Below are 15,937 nucleotides of genomic sequence, written 5' to 3'. Positions count from 1 at the left end.
CGAGGCCCGGGTCTCCTGCGACCCGGGCCTCGCGGCCGTCGTACCGGCTCAGAGCCGCTGGAGCGCGAACCTCTGGTTCAGCCCGGAACCCGCGGCCCACTGGGAGACGCGGGCGCCGTCGGCCGTCGACTGCTCCCACACGTCCACGGCGAGACCGCTCTGCCGGTTCACGAAGCTCACCACCCCGAGCCCCTGGTCGACCACCTGCCACTGCTGGGCCGCCGAACCGGTGTCGGTCTGCTGGGTGATGTCGGCGCCGCTGCTCGAGCTCGCGACCTGGAGCACGAGACCGCTGTGCCGCGCGCGGATCCGGTAGAAGCCGCCGCTGGAGTCGAGGAAGTCGAACACCTGGTTCAGCCCGCCCGTGGCGGACCACTGGATCGCGGTGGCACCCGCCGCGGTCGATCCCCCGTTGATGTCCACCAGCTTGCCGCTGTGCTGCGCGACGAGCCGGTAGTCCACGCCGGTCTGCACCGGACCTGAGCCGCTGCCAGCGCTGCCGACCGGCTTGCGGGACAACGCCAGTGCCTGACCCAGGTCGGGCAGCGGCTTCAACCGGTACGTGTAGCTGTAGTCCCGGTTGGGGAACAGCTTGTAGGTGTCGAGCGGCTGCGCGCCCCAGCTGTCGTTGCCGCCGACGCCCGTCTGCCGCAGGTTCAGCCGCAGCACCACGTCCTGCCGCCGCGTCAGCTGGTAGTCGTGCCGCACGCCCTTCGAGAGGTCCTCGGGCGTGAAGTAGGACGCGTTCACCTCCAACGGCTGGTCGCCGCACGCGAGCAGGCCGCGGCCGCTGCCGTCGACCAGCGCGACCCAGCGGACGTCGGTCTTGTTGCCGTTCTCCTGCGGCCGCAGGTAGCCGGTCCACTGCTCGGCCACGGTCGAGGAGTACACGCCGACGTCGGAGCCGGTCTTGCGGTCCCACTGGTTCTCGTGCGGGCCGCGGCCGTAGTAGCGCAGCCGGGAGAGCTCGCCCGGCAGCATCAGCAGCGTGCCGACCTCGGGGATGTAGGGCAGCGACGACGACCCGGGGTGCAGCGTGGTGTCGACCTTGATCTCGCCGTTGCCGTAGACCGTGTACGTCATCGTGAACGTCGACGCGGTGCTGGTCGGCAGGGTGCCGCTCACGGTGATCCGCACCTCGCGGTCGGAGGGCCGGTCGAGCGCCACCCGGCTCACGGCCCGGTTCGTGCCCGCGTAGCGCCACGTGGCGTTGCGGCTGGGGTGTCCGTTGCCGACGTCGTTGTCGGTCGGCGCCCGCCAGAAGTTGGGCACCGGCCCGGAGCTGAGCAACCGCAGGCCCATCGCCTCGTAGGAGGTGATGACGCCGGTGGACTTCGCGACGGTGACGGTGAAGTCCTGGCCGGTGACGGTGATGCGGTCACCGGTCTCGGTGGCCGTCAGCACCGGCACGGACGTGACCGGCACCGGCACGACCGACGGGCTGCCGAGGCTGACCGGAAGCTGTTGCTTCGCCACCTCGAAACCGGCGGCGGCCCACGGCGTGGCCGTCCGCAGCTTGAACGACAGCTGGAGGAAGTGCTCCTCGCCCGGTGCCGGGTTGGCCGGACGCTGGACCGGGAGCTGCACCGTCTTGGTGGTCAACGGCGCGACGTCGGCCTGCGCCGCGGTCAGCTGTCCACTTTGGACCACCGTGCCGTCGGCGACCAGCGCCCAGTCCACGACGAACTCGTTGACGTTGGTGAAGAGGAACTCGTTGGTGATCCGGACGGTGTCGAAGGAGCTGCCGGCGGCGACGTTGACGGCCTGGTAGACCTGCTTGACCTCGACCGCCTTGCCGCTGATCCGCCGGTCGGTGGTGACGATGCCGTCGCCGCTGAACGCGCCGTCGTTGGGGTTGTCGCCCCAGTCGCCGCCGTAGGCCTGGTAGGTCACACCGGACGAGGTCTTCCAGGTGAGGGCCTGGTCGACGAAGTCCCAGATCCAGCCGCCCTGCAGCACGGGGTTGGCGCGGATGACGTCCCAGTACTCCTTGAGGTTGCCGGTGGAGTTGCCCATGCTGTGGGTGTACTCGATCATCACGTACGGCCGGGTGTCCGAGGTGTTCCGCGCCCGGTTCTGCACGCCGGCCGGGCTCTCGTACATCGCGGAGCGGATGTCGCTGACCTGGGGCCGGTTGTCGCCCTCGTACTGGATGACCCTGGTCGGGTCGGTCGCGCGGATCCAGTCGCGCATGGCGACGAAGTTGCTGCCGCCACCGGCCTCGTTGCCGAGCGACCACATGATGACCGACGGGTGGTTCTTGTCCCGGTGCACCATCTGCGCGGCCCGGTCGAGCACGTTCGAGGTCCAGTCCGACCGCGAGGCCGGGTAGTTGTCGCGGATGCCGTGGGTCTCGAGGTTGGTCTCGTCGAGCACGTAGAGCCCGTACTCGTCGGCCAGGTCGTACCAGATCGTGTTGTTCGGGTAGTGCGACGTGCGGACCGAGTTGATGTTGAGCTGCTTCATCACCGTGATGTCGCGGACCATGTCGTCGCGGGTCAGCGCGGCGCCGCGGTCCGGGTGCATCTCGTGCCTGTTGGTGCCGCGCAACGACACCGGCTTGCCGTTGATCCGCATCAGGCCGTCCCTGAGCGCGAACTCGCGGAAGCCGACCCTGGCCGACACCGTCTGGACGACCGCGCCCGCCGGGTCCTTCAGCGAGAGCACCGCGGTGTAAAGGTTCGGCTTCTCGGCGGACCAGAGCGCCGGTCCCTGCACCGCCTTCGAGCCGCGGCCGGTGGCCTCCTGGCCGGACGAGGGCGCGCCCACCGACGTGCGCAGCGGCTCCGGCCACACCGGTTGCCGGTTCCGGTCGTAGAGCTGCGTCTCGACCGTGAACGTGCCGGACTGCTGCCCGCCGCTGTTGCGCACCACCACCGCCACGCCGAGATCGGCGTTGGTGTAGTTGTCCCGCAACGGGGTGGTGATCGTGAAGTCGCGCAGGTGCACGGGCGGCAGCGAGTACAGGAAGACCGGCCGGAAGATCCCGGACAGCCGGATCATGTCCTGGTCCTCCAGCCAGTCCCCGTCCGGGTACCGGAACACCTCGACGGCGAGCAGGTTCGACCCGGCGCGCACGTGGTCGGTGACGTCGAACTCCGAGGGCGTGTACGAGCCCTCCCGGTACCCGACCTTCGTGCCGTTGACCCAGAGGTAGAACCCGGCCTTGACGCCCTCGAAGTGCAGGTGGACCCGCCGGCCCTGCCACGTGGACGGCAGGGTGAAGGTGCGGCGGTACTGACCGACGGCGTTGACCCGTTGCGGCGCGAAGGGCGGCTGCGCGTTCTCGTTCTGGCCGTTGCCGCCCCACCACGGGTAGGTGATGTTGACGTAGATCGGGTTGTCGTAGCCGTGCAGCTGCCAGTTGGCGGGCACCGGGAGACCCGCCCAGCCGCTGTCGTCGACGTCGGTCCGCCAGAAGTTCAGGTCGCGGTCCGCCGGTTTGGTGACGTGCTTGAACTTCCACGTCCCGGTCAGGTCGAGCCGGAACGGCGAGGTGGAGCGGTCCGCCGCCAAGGCCTGCTGGAGATCGGCGTACGGCATCAGGGTCGCGTGCGCGGGCTGGGAGTTGACCTGGAAGATCCCGATGTTGTTGTTCCACTCGGGATAGCCGTTCGGCGGATCGGGCCACGCCGCCGCCGTCACCTCACCGGCCGGTGCCGCCGCGGGGTTCGCGGCGGCGGGACCGGCCAGCGCGGGGACGGCGAAGGCCGCCAGACCGCCGCCGAGCAGGGTGCGCCTGCGGATCGGGCGCGGGTGGTTCTCTGATTGCTCTTCTGGTTCGTGGGACACGTGTTCTCCTGGCCTTTCGCCGTCGGCAGGGGGCGGTGGCGGGGCACTCTCCGAGCATCGACCCCGGGCTAGGCCTTCGTCCAGCGCTGGTCGGCACCGCCCTGGCAGGTCGCCACGGTGACGGCCGCGCCGTTGCCCGTGCCGCCCGAGGTCAGGCACAGTCCGGTCTGGACGCTGACGACGGTGCCGCCGTTGAGGGTCCAGCTCTGGTTGGCGCCGCCGTGGCAGTCCCAGATCTGCACCCTGGCACCGGACCCGGCGCCGGTGGGCACGTCGAGGCAGCGGCCGGAGACCTGGAGCGCCTGGCCGTTCTGGGTGAACTGCTGGTTGGCGTTGCCGTGGCAGTCCCAGGTGATGAGCTGGGTGCCGTTGGCCGTGCCCGCGCCGTTCACGTCCAGGCAGCGGCCGGAGGCCTCACCGCGCAACCGGAACGAGGTGGGGCCCGGCGTCGTGTCGCCGGTGAAGAACTTCCACACCTCGGACTTGACCCAGCTGCGGGCGCCGCTCTCGCACCCCGCGCACCCGTCGACCGGTCCCTGCTGGTGGCCGCCGTCGAACGGCGCCCACACCACCGGGTAGCCGCTGCGGCAGCCCGAGTAGGTGGTGATGACGTGCGTGTTGCTGCCCCGCGCGGGCTCCTGGGCGTTCTGCGCGGTGCAGCCGTTGTTGCGGACCCAGCGGTCGCGCTGGCCGCGGCCCGACGCGATGTTGTCGTTGATGCCGTGGATGCCCATGAAAGCCACGGGCGTGGTGCCGCCCGCGCACCCGCTGATCTCACCGGGAGAGGCGATCGCGGCGATGGCGCGGAACACCGTCGGCCGGGAACACGCGAGCGAGATGCTCATCGCGCCGCCGTAGCTGAAGCCGAGCGAGAAGCGCTGCGTCGTGTCGACGCAGAGGTCGTTCTCGATCCTGCTGAGCATGTCGTCGACGAACCGGACGTCCTCGCCACCGGAGTTGCCCCAGCCGTTGTTCAGGCCCTGCGGCGCGACGAAGATCGTCGTGTTGTTCGCCAGCCTGCGCAGGCCGTAGTGGGCGTAGACGTCGCCGTCGCTGCCGCCGCCCGCCACCTGGGCCGCCGTGCCGCCCAGCCAGTGGAACCCGAAGACCAGCCGGTACTGGCGGGTGCTGTCGTAGCCGTCCGGGATGCTCAGGATGAACGACCGGTTCTTGCCGCCGCTCTGGATGGTCTGGTCGCCGTTGCGCAGCGTGGGCGCCTTGCCGCAGCCGGCCGTGCCCGCGAACGCGGCGGGCCCGTCCGGTGCCGGCGCCTGGGCCTGGGCGGCGCCGGCGCCGGTGAGGACCAGCGCGGCCGCCGCGAGCAGCGACCACGCCCGTCGTTGGATGGTGTTGCGTCGCATGGGTTTCTCTTCCCTGGTGGTCACGCGGCAGCGCACGTCTTGCCGTTGAGCGCGAACGAGGCCGGCGCGGCGGCGTTCCCGGTGTGGCTGGCCTGGAAGCCGACCGTGATGGACGCGTTCGGCGCGATGTCGGCGTTGTAGGAGACGTTCCTGGCCGTCACCTGGCCCGACGCGGGGGAGTAGGTGGCGCCCCAGCTGGAGGTGATGGTCTGGCCGCCGGGCAGGGTGAAGGCGAGCGACCAGCCGCTGACCGTCGCGGAGCCCGTGTTCGTGATGGTGATGTTCGACGTCAGGCCGTTGTTCCAGGCGTTGATCGCGTCGCTGACGCGGCACTCCGCGCCACCCGGCGGGTTCGAGGTCGTGGTCGTCGTCGTGGTGGTGCTCGTCGGGCCGGGACCGCCGTCGAACTGCGTGATGAACTTCCAGGCCTCGCCGGAGGTCCAGGTGCGCCAGCCGTCACCGCCGGAGTCGATCGGGCCCGGGGTGTGGCCGCCGTCGAACGCCGCCCACACGACCGGGTAGCCGGCGCGGCAGCCGCTGTAGGCGGTGACGATGTGCGTCCTGCTGCCGGCGCTCGGCTCGCGGGGGTTCTGCGCCGTGCAGCCGTTGTTGCGCACGAACCTGTCGCGCAGCCCGCGGCCGAGACCGATGCCCAGGACGTTGTCGCTGACGCCGTGGATGCCCAGGTAGGCGATGGGGTCGCTGCCGCCGGAGCAGCCGCTGAGCTCGGCGCCCGAGTACACGACGACCGCGCGGAACACCTTGGCGCGGGCGCAGGCGATCGCGTAGGACATGCCGCCGCCGTAGCTGAAGCCACCGGCGTAGCGCTGCGCCGTGTCGACGCACAGGCTGGTGTCCAGCAGCCGGACCAGGTCGTCGATGAACGTCAGGTCCTGGCCGCCGGGGTTGGCCCAGCCGTTGCCGTTGCCCTGCGGTGCCACGAAGATCGTGTTGTTGTTCGCGGCGTCGGCGAGCTTGCGCAGCCCGTAGTAGGACCAGTTGTAGCCGTCGCTGCCACCGGAGTCGACGTCGTTGGCGGTGCCGCCGCGCCAGTGCAGACCGACGAACAACCGGTACTGGCGGTTGCTGTCGTAGTTCGCCGGCACCCGCAGGATGTAGGTGCGGTTCTGACCGCCGCTGCTGATGGTGTGCTGGCCGCTCGTGAGAGCGGGTGCCTTGCCGCACCCGGCCGTGCCCGCCATCGCGGTGACCTGGCCCGGTGTCGTGCCGCCGGCGGCGATGCCCGCCGCGCCCAGGAAGACCACGGCGCTCACGGCCGCCATCGCGAGCGCGAACCTACGCCGGGACATGGTGACACCCCTCGTGCTGCTGGAACATCGTTGTTCCTCCGGTGCTGGGACCGCCGTGCGGTCAGGAAGTCGTGCAGGTCAGGTCGGACGGCACGGCGGACGAGCTGCCGGTCGCCGCGCCCGTGAAGCCCGGTGTGGCCGACGCTCCGGGCGCGAGGGAGCCGTTGAAGCTCGCGTTGCTCACCACGACCTTGCCGCCCTGCTGGGAGAAGACGCCGTTCCAGCCCTGGGTGACGGACTGCCCCGCCGGCGGCGTGAAGCTGGCCTGCCAGGAGCTGGTCGCGGTGGCGCGTTTGTTCGTCACGGTGAGGTCGGCCTGGAACCCGCCCGACCACGTGCTGGTCACGGTGTAGGCGGCGGTGCAGGCCGGGTCGCCGGGGTTCGGCTCCGGCTCCGGGTCCGGCTCCTCACCGGCGGTGCCGAACGTCCACCAGTTCACGTTGAGCAGGAAACCGCTGCCACCGCTGAACCTCAGGTAGAGGTCGCGGGTGCCGGTCAGCCCGCTCACCGGGCACGAGACGGTGGTCCAGTTCTGCCAGCCACCGGTGCTCGGCACCGTGCACCGGCCGGCGAGGGCACCGGTCGGGCTGCCGGAGCGGACCTCGATAGAGCTGCCGGCGGCGGTGGCGGCGACCCGCGCGGTGAAGAGGTTCGCACCGGCGCCGAAGGCCACGTTCTTCACTTTGACGTAGTCGCCGTTGTTGAGGTTGGAGAGGTTCATGCCGCCCTCGCTCGACGGCTCGGTCTCGTGGCCGCTGCCCCAGGCGATCGTCTCGGCTTCCTGGCGGACGTACGGGTTGAGCGTGTCCGCCGCCGGAGGTCCGGTCGTGGTCATGTTGATCGTCGGGATGGTGCCGTCGGCGTTGTAGGAGAACTTCTCCACGGCGACGGAGCGGGTGAAGCCGCCACCGCCGGGCAGGGCGCCGTTGTGGTAGAAGAAGTACGAGCTGCCCTTGAAGTCGACGATGCCGGGGTGGTTGGTGAAGCTGCCGCCCTGGGTGGGCATCACGGTGCCGCGGTAGGTCCACGGTCCCGTCGGGCTGGTCGCGGTGGAGTAGGCGATGAACTCCGAGCAGCACTTGGCCGCGAACACGTTGTAGTACAGGCCGTTGCGCTTGTAGACCCAAGGACCCTCCTCGTAGAGGGTGGGCCGGTTCGGGTCGCCGGTGCGCGTGCCGAACCCCGCGGTGGTGAGCGGGATGCGGTTGATGCCGCCGGTGTAGGAGATCATGTCGGTGTTGAGGCGGACGTAGGACAGGTTCGGGTTGCCCCAGTACAGGTACGCCTGGCCGGTGTCGTCGATCATGACCGTCGGGTCGATCTCGCCGTTCTCGACGAGCGGCCTGCCGATGGCGTCGCGGAACGGGCCGGTGGGGCTGTCGGAGACGCCGACCCCGATGGCGGGGCGGCCGGTCGCCTTCGTGACGACGGGGACGTACCAGTAGAACTTGCCGTTGCGCTCGATCGCCTGGCCGGCCCAGGCGTCCTGCTTGGCCCAGCTGAACGTGGAGAGGTTCATGGGGGAGCCGTGGTCGGTCCAGTTGACCATGTCGGCGGAGGACCAGACCCGCCACTCCTTCATGGTGAACCAGGTGGAGCCGTCCTCGTCGTGTCCCGTGTAGAGGTACACGCGTCCGTTGTGGACCAGCGGCGCCGGGTCCGCTGTGTAGATGTGTTGCACGATCGGGTTGTCCGCTCTCGCCGGGGCGATCACGGTCAGGAGCAGTCCCACCACCGCGGCGGTGGTCGCCCAGAACCTGCGTTTCGTGGCCATCGTCGTCTCCCGAGGGCAGGGAGGCTCCGCGGCCCGGGGTCGTGCGCCCGGGCCGCGGAAGCCGTCCTCCGGTGGTGTGGTGCGGAACGTCAGGCGGCGGTGCAGGAGGGGGTGAGCCCCGAGCCGTTGCCGGTGCCCTGGAAGCCGAACTCGGTGGACCCGCCCGCGGGCACCGCGGCGTTGTAGTCCACGTTCGTGAAGGTCACGCTGCCGCTGCTGCCGCTGCGGGTGGAGCTCCAGGAGGAGGTGACCGTGCCGTTCGACAGGGTCGCCGTGACCCGCCAGCCGTTCAGCGCGCTGGAGCCCGCGGTGACCTTGACCGTGGCGACGAACCCGTCGGACCACTGGTTCAACGACACCGACGCGGTGCAGCCACCGGGGCCGGGGCCGTTGGTGGTCGTCGTGGTGGTCGTCGTCGTGGGGCCGGGGCCTCCCGCGTTCAGCGCGTCGAGCACCGCGTTGTACGCGGCCTTCTTGGCGCCGGAACCGGTGAACAGCAACGGGTTCTCGCCAGTGCGCCACGAGTCGGTGTCGCGGATGCCCCACGTGGTGATGCCCGTGCAGGCCCGCACGGCCATGCACGCCCTCGTCACGGCACCGTAGGCGTTGGCCTGGTTGCTGCCGGCGATGTCGAGCTCGGTGATCTGCACCTCGACGCCGAGGTTGGCGAAGCGCTGGAGGTTCGCCTGGTAGTCCGACGGCGCGTTGTTGGACAGGTGCGACTGGAACCCGACGCAGTCGATCGGCACGCCGCGGGACTTGAAGTCGCGGACCATGTTGTAGATGCCGGTGGACTTCGCGTTGATGCTGTCGGTGTTGTAGTCGTTGTAGCAGAGCTTCGCCGCCGGGTCGGCCGCCCGCGCCGCGCGGAACGCCGCCTCGATCCAGTCGTTGCCGGTGCGCTGCAGGTTCGAGTCACGCCGGCCGCCGCTGCCGCCGTCGGCGAAGGCCTCGTTGACGACGTCCCAGGCGTAGATCTTGCCCTTGTAGTGGGTGGCGACCTGCGTGACGTGGTTCATCATGGCCTGGCGCAGGTCGGAGCCCTCCAGGCGCTGCGCCCAGCCCGGTTCCTGCTGGTACCACAGCAGGGCGTGGCCGCGGACCCGCTTGCCGTTGCTCACGGCCTGGTTGAGGATGCGGTCGCCGCTCGAGTAGTTGAACTGGCCGCGGTTGGGCTCGGTCGCGTCCCACTTCATCTCGTTCTCGGCGGTGACCATGTTGAACTCGGTGTTGAGGATGTTCACGTACGTCTGGTCGTTCAGCTTGCCCGCCGCGACGGCGGTGCCGAAGTAGCGGCCGGACTGCGCGGCGGCCGCTCCGAGGGTGGTCGCCGCGTTGGCGGGAGCGGACGCGATGAACACGGCCCCCAGGGCCGCCGCCACGGCAGTCGTGATGATCGGGACGAGTGCCACCGACCTCGTTGTCAGTTTCATCTTCCACACTTTCACCGGACGTGCCCGGAATGCGGGCGTGAGTGAGTTGTGCCTCCGTCACCCGCGGTGCAGGGGGACATGGGTGCCGGAAACGAGCCGTCTTCGGCGGAAAAGAGGCATCTCCGTCCCCATTTCACATACCGCTGCGAGTGCGCCGTCCAGGAGTGTTGCAGCTCCTTGTTCACGCTCACAAGACGGCGAACGCGATGTTTCGCGGGAATTGGGCTGGATGGCGGAAAGTGCTGCGGAAGCGTGGTGAATTCACGTGTCGAACAATGTCGAACGCCGTCGAAAACATTCGAACAAATCGAGCCGCAGCTAAAGTGAGCGCTAACAGTTTTAGCGTTTCCGGCGCAGGGCGGTGCCGTCCGGACCGGGCACCGCGCGGGTGCTCCGGGGCCGGACGGCCGCTGGTCCGCCCTGGCGGGCGCGCCGGTCAGCTCCGCAGGCTCCACTGCTGGTTCGCGGCGCCGTGGCACGCCCACAGCACGACCGGTGTGCCGTTGGCCGTCCCGTTGCCGCTGGCGTCGAGGCACAGCCCCGACTGCGCGCCGGTGACGCTGCCGTCGGCGTTGAGTGCCCACTGCTGGTTCAGGCCGCCGTGGCAGTCCCAGAGGATCGCCGCGGTGCCGTTCGCGGTGCCGTTCCCGGACGCGTCGAGGCACTTGCCGCCGATCGTGAACTGCCGTGCGGAGGTGTAGTTCCAGCGCTGGTTCGCACCACCGCAGTCCCACAGCCGCGCGGCGGTGTTGTTGGCCGTGGCGGCGACGTCGAGGCAACGACCCGACTGCGTGCCGACGACGGTGACGTTCTCGCGTCCGCCGCCACTGCTGCCGCCCGGCCCGGCGGCGGCCATCACCGCCTGGGCACCGGCCGGCCACGCACCGCCGGAGACGACGGTGTTGTTGTTCACGACGTTGCCGCGGTCGCCGTTGGAGATGTTGCTGCTGCCGTTGCTCGACCAGTTGCCGGTGAGCGTCCAGCTGCCCATGTTCTCGCCACCGCCGTAGTTGGCGGTGGCCCACGTTCCCGTGGCGGAGAAGACGTTGCCGGTCGCGCGGTAGTACTTGGAGCCCTCGTCGAAGTAGAGCCCGAAGAAACCGTTGGTGCGCAGGCAGTAGTTGCCGCTGATCTCCGCGTTCGGGTTCCAGCCCAGCGTGTAGATGCAGCCGCCGTCGGTCATCTGCTGCATCACGTCGTGGACGTAGTTGTTCAGCAGCTTGTTGCCCGACGCGGTCGTGGGCGTCGAGTAGCGGGGCTGGTAGTTGTAGAGGCCCCTGCCGGCGTAGTGGTTGCTGCCGCCCGCGTCGTTGGAGCCCCAGCCGTAGCCGAGGGAGATGCCGGAGTACGGCAGGTTGTAGACCTCGTTGTGCGCCACCGTCGCGCTGGTGACGTAGGTGTTGAGCACCGACACGATGCCCCGGTACTCGATCCCGAGGTCGTGGACGCGGTTGTAGCTGACCGTGATGTCCCGGTTGACCATCCGCTGGTCGCTCGGGTGGTGCGCGTCGGCGCGCACGCCACCGACCACGACACCGCCCGCCGAGCTCTGCGCGATCTCCGATCGGGTGACCGTGATGCCCGACGCGCCCAGCCCCACGCCGCTGGTGTGCGCGTTGGCGTCGTTGCCGATGCCGATGGCGGTCTGCCCGAGGTTGACGAAGCGGGAGTCGGTGAAGGTGACGCGGGCGGCCGCGGAGATCTGGACCGCGGCGGGCATCTGCGACCAGTGCGGCCGGACCGCCTCGAACGCCGGGCAGCCGCTGCGGCAGGAGTTGATCCGGTCGGCCGGCCAGTTCCAGTTGCCGGAGATGTAGGCGCCGGTCTGCTGGTCGGCATAGCCCTGGTTGCTGCTGGGCCCGAGCCACGACGTGCCGGTGAAGGTGATGCCGCTGAACGAGATGTCGTGCGCGGGCGCGTCGTAGGTGCCGCCGACGGCGACGAGCGACTGCAACGTGGGCAGTTCGACGCTGACGGTGCTCATGTTCTGCCCGGAACGCGGGATGTAGTACAGGGTTCCGGTACCGGGGTTGAGGTACCACTCGCCCGCCGCGTCCAGGAACTCGTACGCGTTCGCCAGGTAGAGCGGGCCGGCGCGGAACGGGTTGTTGAGCGTGTCGTAGCCGAACGTGTTGTTGTTCCACGCGGGTTGCTGCATCGTCAGGAAGCCGCCGCTGATGCTCTGCACCGGCGAGTACCTGTCGGTGAAGGAGTTGACGCTCTCCACCTCCACCCGGTTCTGGTTCGCCAGGGAGTTCAGGTAGTTCAAGGCGCCGTTGGAGAAGCGCATGCCGGTGTCGGTGAAGGTGAAGTCGGACCGGTTCACCTGCGTGCGCGCACGGGTGGCGATCGCGCCGTCGACGTAGAGCTGCCGGCTGTCCAGCCCGGCGCCGACGTCGGCGCGCCAGATGTTCCTGCCCGCGTCGGCGAGCGTCCAGCCCGTGACGGCTCTGGCGCCGCTGATGACGGGACGGGCCGACGCGGCCGCCTGCCACAGCACGCGGTAGCCGTTGGTGCCCGAGTCGGCCGCGGTGAGCCGGAACGGCTGCGAGAGGCGGTACACCCCGCCGGCGAGCTCCACGACGATGTCGCCGGACATCGACCCGGCGCGCGACCGCACGGCGGACTGCGCGGCCGGCAACGAGCACGGATCGGTTGCGGTGCAGGCGGTGCCGGTGCCCGAGGGCGAGGCGTGGAGGGTGGTCGTGGCGGCCGAGGCCGGGGGAGCGGTGCCGACCGCCGCGGCCACCGCCACGGCGACGGCGGCGAGAGCTGTTCGCCGCCGCGCCGCGGGGAACGAGGACGTGGACAAGTGACCTCCTGAGGTGGGGACGCGGCGGCCGTCGGGGTGGGTGTCCTGGGTGGACGGTCGGCGCGGGACACGCCGGAACGTCCGGGCGGGTGAGGGTGAGCGCACGCGGCGGGTGGCGATCCCGGTGCGGCACCGCGGATCGCGCGTCGCGGGGTGTCGGCGCTCGGGTCGCGACTGTTCCGTTCGGGCGGAGCGAACACGACCGGCGGTGTGTGCGGAGACCGGCCAGCGGAACACACCGAACGTAACTCGTATGACGTGTGACGTCAATGGTGTTACGTATACTGTCGGGTTGAGATCAACACCGCCGCGGCGCAACGGAGTCGAGCATGACCACGACAGGACAGCAGGCGGAACCGGGTGTGTCCGCGGATCCGGGATGGACGCGCAGGCCCGCCAGCCTCGCCGCCGCCGTCACCGCGGAACTGGTGCAGCGCATCGTGCGGCACACCTATCCCGCCGGCATGACCCTGCCGCCGGAGCCGGTGCTCTGCGAGACCTTCTCGGTGAGCAGGACCGTCATCCGCGAGGCGGTGAAGGTGTTGCAGGAGAAGGGTCTGGTCACGGTGCGCCAGGGTTCCGGCACGACCGTGAACCCGCCGGTGCGGTGGAACATGCTCGACGCGCAGGTGCTCGTCGCCGCGATCGCCGAGGACGAGAGCCTCGCGACCCTCGACGACCTCGTCGTGACCCGGCGGCTGCTGGAGTCCGACATGGCGCACGTCGCGGCACGGACGGCGGACGACGACACCGTCGAACGGTTGCGGGCGCTGGTGGACAGGATGGACGAGCTCGTCGACGACATCGCCGGCTACGAGGAGCACGACCGCCTCTTCCACGACGCGGTCATGGTGGCGTCGGGGAACCGCATCGCCCGCGGCGTCGTGCGCTCGTTGCAGTCGCAGGCCCTCCACACGGCCGGCTACCGCGGCGAGAGCAGCCGCGAGCTGTGCCAGGCGTCGAACGCCGGGCACCGGCGCGTCTACGACCGCATCGCCGCGCACGACCCCACTGGTGCGGCGGAGGCCATGTTCACCCACATCACCGAGGCGTGGCTCGTGCGCCGCGGCGAAGCGGGGGATCCCGGCCGGATCGACCGGTGACGGCGCTCGCCGGTCGCGCCACGAGCGGGCGTCAGCCGGTGTCGACCGCGTGCAGCCGCCGCCCGGCGCGTTCGGGGCGGATGTGCGCACCGCCGGCCAGCGGGTCGGGCAGCAGGTGGCTCGCCAGGGCGACCGCCTCCTCGTCCACCCGCACGCCCAGCCCGGGACCGTCGCCGAGGACGTAGGCGCCGTCCTCCACGCGCACGTCCACGGAGACGCCCACCGGCGGGTGGAGGTCCTGCAGTTCGCTCACGAGGTGGTTGGGCACGGACGTGGCGGCGTGCAGCAGACCGGCAGGCGTCGTGCCGATCGGGCTGACCGGCAGGTCGTGCGCGTGCGCGAGCGCGGCGACCCGCAGGAAGTGCGTGATGCCCCAGACCGCGGCCGTCTGCACGACGTCCACGGCCCCGGCCGCGATGAGCGCCCGGTGCTGTTCGAGGCCGGTGAGGTTCTCGCCGGTGGCGACGGAGGCGCGGATCCCGCGGCCGACCGCCGCGTGCCCTTCCGCGTCCCACCGCCGGACGGGTTCCTCGATCCACGTGAGGTCCAGCGTGCGTTCGAGCTCGCTCACGTACCGGACGGCCTGCTTGCGCGTCCAGGTCTCGTTGACGTCGAGCATCAGGCTGGGCCGTCCTGCGCGCCGTGCCCCGCCGAGGACGTCGCGGACGAGGGCGAGGCGGTGGGCGTCGTGCTCGACGTCGAGGCCGCCCTTGATCTTCGCCGCGCGCACGCCCAGCTCCGCGTAGGCCCCGTACACCGCGACGAGCTCGTCGTCGTCCAGCGCGATGTCGAGTCCCGAGGCGTAGGCGGGCACCCGGCGGTCGCGCCCGCCGAGCAGCCGCCACAGCGGTTCCCCCGCGGCCTGGGCCTTGATGTCCCACAACGCGGTGTCGATCGCGCCGATGGTGCCGAACACCGCGCCGGCATGACCCGCCTTGAACGTGCGGCGCAGCATCGTGTCGTAGAGGGCGGTGACCGACCGCGGGTCCTCGCCCTCGATGGCGGCGAAGACGTTCTCGATCTCCACGCAGGGACCGAGACCGACGCCGCTGATGCCCGCGTCGGTCTCGACGACGACGATCGGCACCCGCACGACTCCGTCGGCGTACACGCCGTTGGCGTCGCCGACGGGCCGGCCCCAGTCCTGGACCGTCGTGAGAGTCCGGTATCCGATGATGCGCATGGTCAGCCCTTCGTGGACCCGGCGGTGACGCCGTCGGCGATCTGGCGTTGCAGGAACAGGTAGACGACGAGGACCGGCACCGCCGCGATCAGCACGCCGGCGGCGAAGGTCGGGATGTCGTCGGAGTACTGGCCGCGCAACGAGGTGACGCCCACCATGAGCGTCCGGTGCTCGGCGGACGGCATCAGCAGCAGCGCGATCAGCACGTCGTTCCAGCAGAACAACGCGTCGAGCACACCGACGGACAGCAGGGCGGGGGCGCCGATCGGCAGCATGATCCGCCAGTAGACCCCGTACACCGAGTTCCCGTCGATGCGTGCGGCGTCGACGACGTCGGCGGGCACGGTGGAGTAGTAGCTCGTCAGGAGGAAGATCGTGAACGGCAGGAACTGCGCCGTGTAGGCGAGCACGAGACCGGGGTAGGTGTCGGTCAGCCCCGCACCCGCCATGATCCGCGCGAGCGGGACCATGATCACCTGGAAGGGGACGAACAGCGCGGCGAGCACGCCGAGGAAGAGCGCGGACGAACCGCGGAACCTCAGCCGTGCCAACGCGAACGCCGCCATCGACCCGACCACGAGCAGCAGCGCGACCGAGCAGGTCACGACGACCACCGAGTTCAGGAAGTAGCGCGACATCCCCACGCTCGTCCACGCCCGCACGAGGTTGTCCCAGTTCCACGCGCCTGCCGGGGAGAACCGGTCGAGGACGTACTCGCGGCGGGTCTTCAGCGCGACGTTGGTGGTGAACACCAGCGGGTAGACCGTGGCCAGCGCGAGCAGCGCCATCGGGATCGCGGCCACCCACCTGGCCGGTCGGGTGCGGGCCATCAGTCCTCCCGGCCCGTGCGCCGCAGGACGGCGATCTGCGCCAGCCCCACCACGAGCATGATCAGGAACAGCGCGGTGGACGCGGCGGAGGCGAGCGCGGGCCGGCTCATCTGCCCCTGCTGGATCCAGACGTAGTACTCGGGCAGGTAGGTCGACCCCTCCGGGCCGCCGCTCGTAATCACGTAGACCAGGCCGAACATCGACGTCAGCATGCCGATGAGGGTGGTGACGAAGACGAACTGGATGGTGCGCGTCAGACCGGGGACGACGACGTGCCGGACGGTCTGGGGCAGGGTGGCGCCGTCGACCTCGGCCGCGTCGAGCAGCGACGGGTCGAGG

At 70.3% G+C, this 15,937-nt stretch carries 10 protein-coding genes; 1 reads left to right on the top strand and 9 read right to left on the bottom strand.

Annotation, left to right across the window (positions count from 1 at the left end):
* Positions 1–48 precede the first annotated feature (48 nt).
* The 6 genes from VF330_RS36120 to VF330_RS36095 all read right to left on the bottom strand — a co-directional run bounded on the left by VF330_RS36120 (position 49) and on the right by VF330_RS36095 (position 12,482).
* On the bottom strand, positions 49–3,792 hold the full coding sequence (locus tag VF330_RS36120; RefSeq protein WP_330856233.1) for a glycoside hydrolase family 2 TIM barrel-domain containing protein: 3,744 nt from the start codon (positions 3,790–3,792) through the stop codon (positions 49–51).
* 68 nt (positions 3,793–3,860) lie between these two features.
* The gene (locus VF330_RS36115) at positions 3,861–5,153 is read right to left on the bottom strand and encodes a ricin-type beta-trefoil lectin domain protein (RefSeq protein WP_330856232.1); all 1,293 of its coding nucleotides are present in this window, start codon (positions 5,151–5,153) and stop codon (positions 3,861–3,863) included.
* 20 nt (positions 5,154–5,173) lie between these two features.
* Positions 5,174–6,463 carry a cellulose binding domain-containing protein gene (locus VF330_RS36110; protein WP_330856231.1) on the bottom strand — a complete coding sequence of 430 codons (1,290 nt, stop codon included), beginning with the start codon at positions 6,461–6,463 and terminating at the stop codon, positions 5,174–5,176.
* A 61-nt stretch (positions 6,464–6,524) separates the two neighbouring features.
* Positions 6,525–8,237, bottom strand: a complete 1,713-nt coding sequence (locus VF330_RS36105) for a family 43 glycosylhydrolase (RefSeq protein WP_330856230.1) — start codon at positions 8,235–8,237, stop codon at positions 6,525–6,527.
* A gap of 89 nt (positions 8,238–8,326) precedes the next feature.
* Positions 8,327–9,670 carry an endo-1,4-beta-xylanase gene (locus VF330_RS36100; RefSeq protein WP_330856229.1) on the bottom strand — a complete coding sequence of 448 codons (1,344 nt, stop codon included), beginning with the start codon at positions 9,668–9,670 and terminating at the stop codon, positions 8,327–8,329.
* A 436-nt stretch (positions 9,671–10,106) separates the two neighbouring features.
* A complete protein-coding gene (locus VF330_RS36095; protein WP_330856228.1) occupies positions 10,107–12,482 on the bottom strand; it encodes an RICIN domain-containing protein in 2,376 nt (791 codons plus the stop codon).
* Positions 12,483–12,811: 329 nt separating this feature from the next.
* On the opposite strand from VF330_RS36095, the gene VF330_RS36090 reads away from it, so the two are divergent.
* Positions 12,812–13,585 carry a FadR/GntR family transcriptional regulator gene (locus VF330_RS36090; RefSeq protein WP_330856227.1) on the top strand — a complete coding sequence of 258 codons (774 nt, stop codon included), beginning with the start codon at positions 12,812–12,814 and terminating at the stop codon, positions 13,583–13,585.
* 31 nt (positions 13,586–13,616) lie between these two features.
* On the opposite strand, the gene VF330_RS36085 is transcribed toward VF330_RS36090, so the two are convergent.
* The 3 genes from VF330_RS36085 to VF330_RS36075 all read right to left on the bottom strand — a co-directional run.
* Positions 13,617–14,768, bottom strand: coding sequence for a mandelate racemase/muconate lactonizing enzyme family protein (locus tag VF330_RS36085; RefSeq protein WP_330856226.1), 1,152 nt, complete (start codon positions 14,766–14,768; stop codon positions 13,617–13,619).
* A 2-nt stretch (positions 14,769–14,770) separates the two neighbouring features.
* Positions 14,771–15,598: a carbohydrate ABC transporter permease gene (locus VF330_RS36080; protein WP_330856225.1), complete on the bottom strand. Its 828-nt coding sequence runs from the start codon at positions 15,596–15,598 to the stop codon at positions 14,771–14,773.
* The coding region (locus VF330_RS36075; protein WP_330856224.1) for a carbohydrate ABC transporter permease at positions 15,598–15,937 on the bottom strand (340 nt) is incomplete at its 5' end. The genes VF330_RS36075 and VF330_RS36080, both read right to left, overlap by 1 nt.

The organism is Lentzea sp., assembly GCF_036380075.1.
Taxonomy (GTDB): Bacteria; Actinomycetota; Actinomycetes; order Mycobacteriales; family Pseudonocardiaceae; genus Lentzea.
Note: the sequence above shows the minus strand (reverse complement) of the source record. Positions and strands in the feature narration are given on the sequence as shown.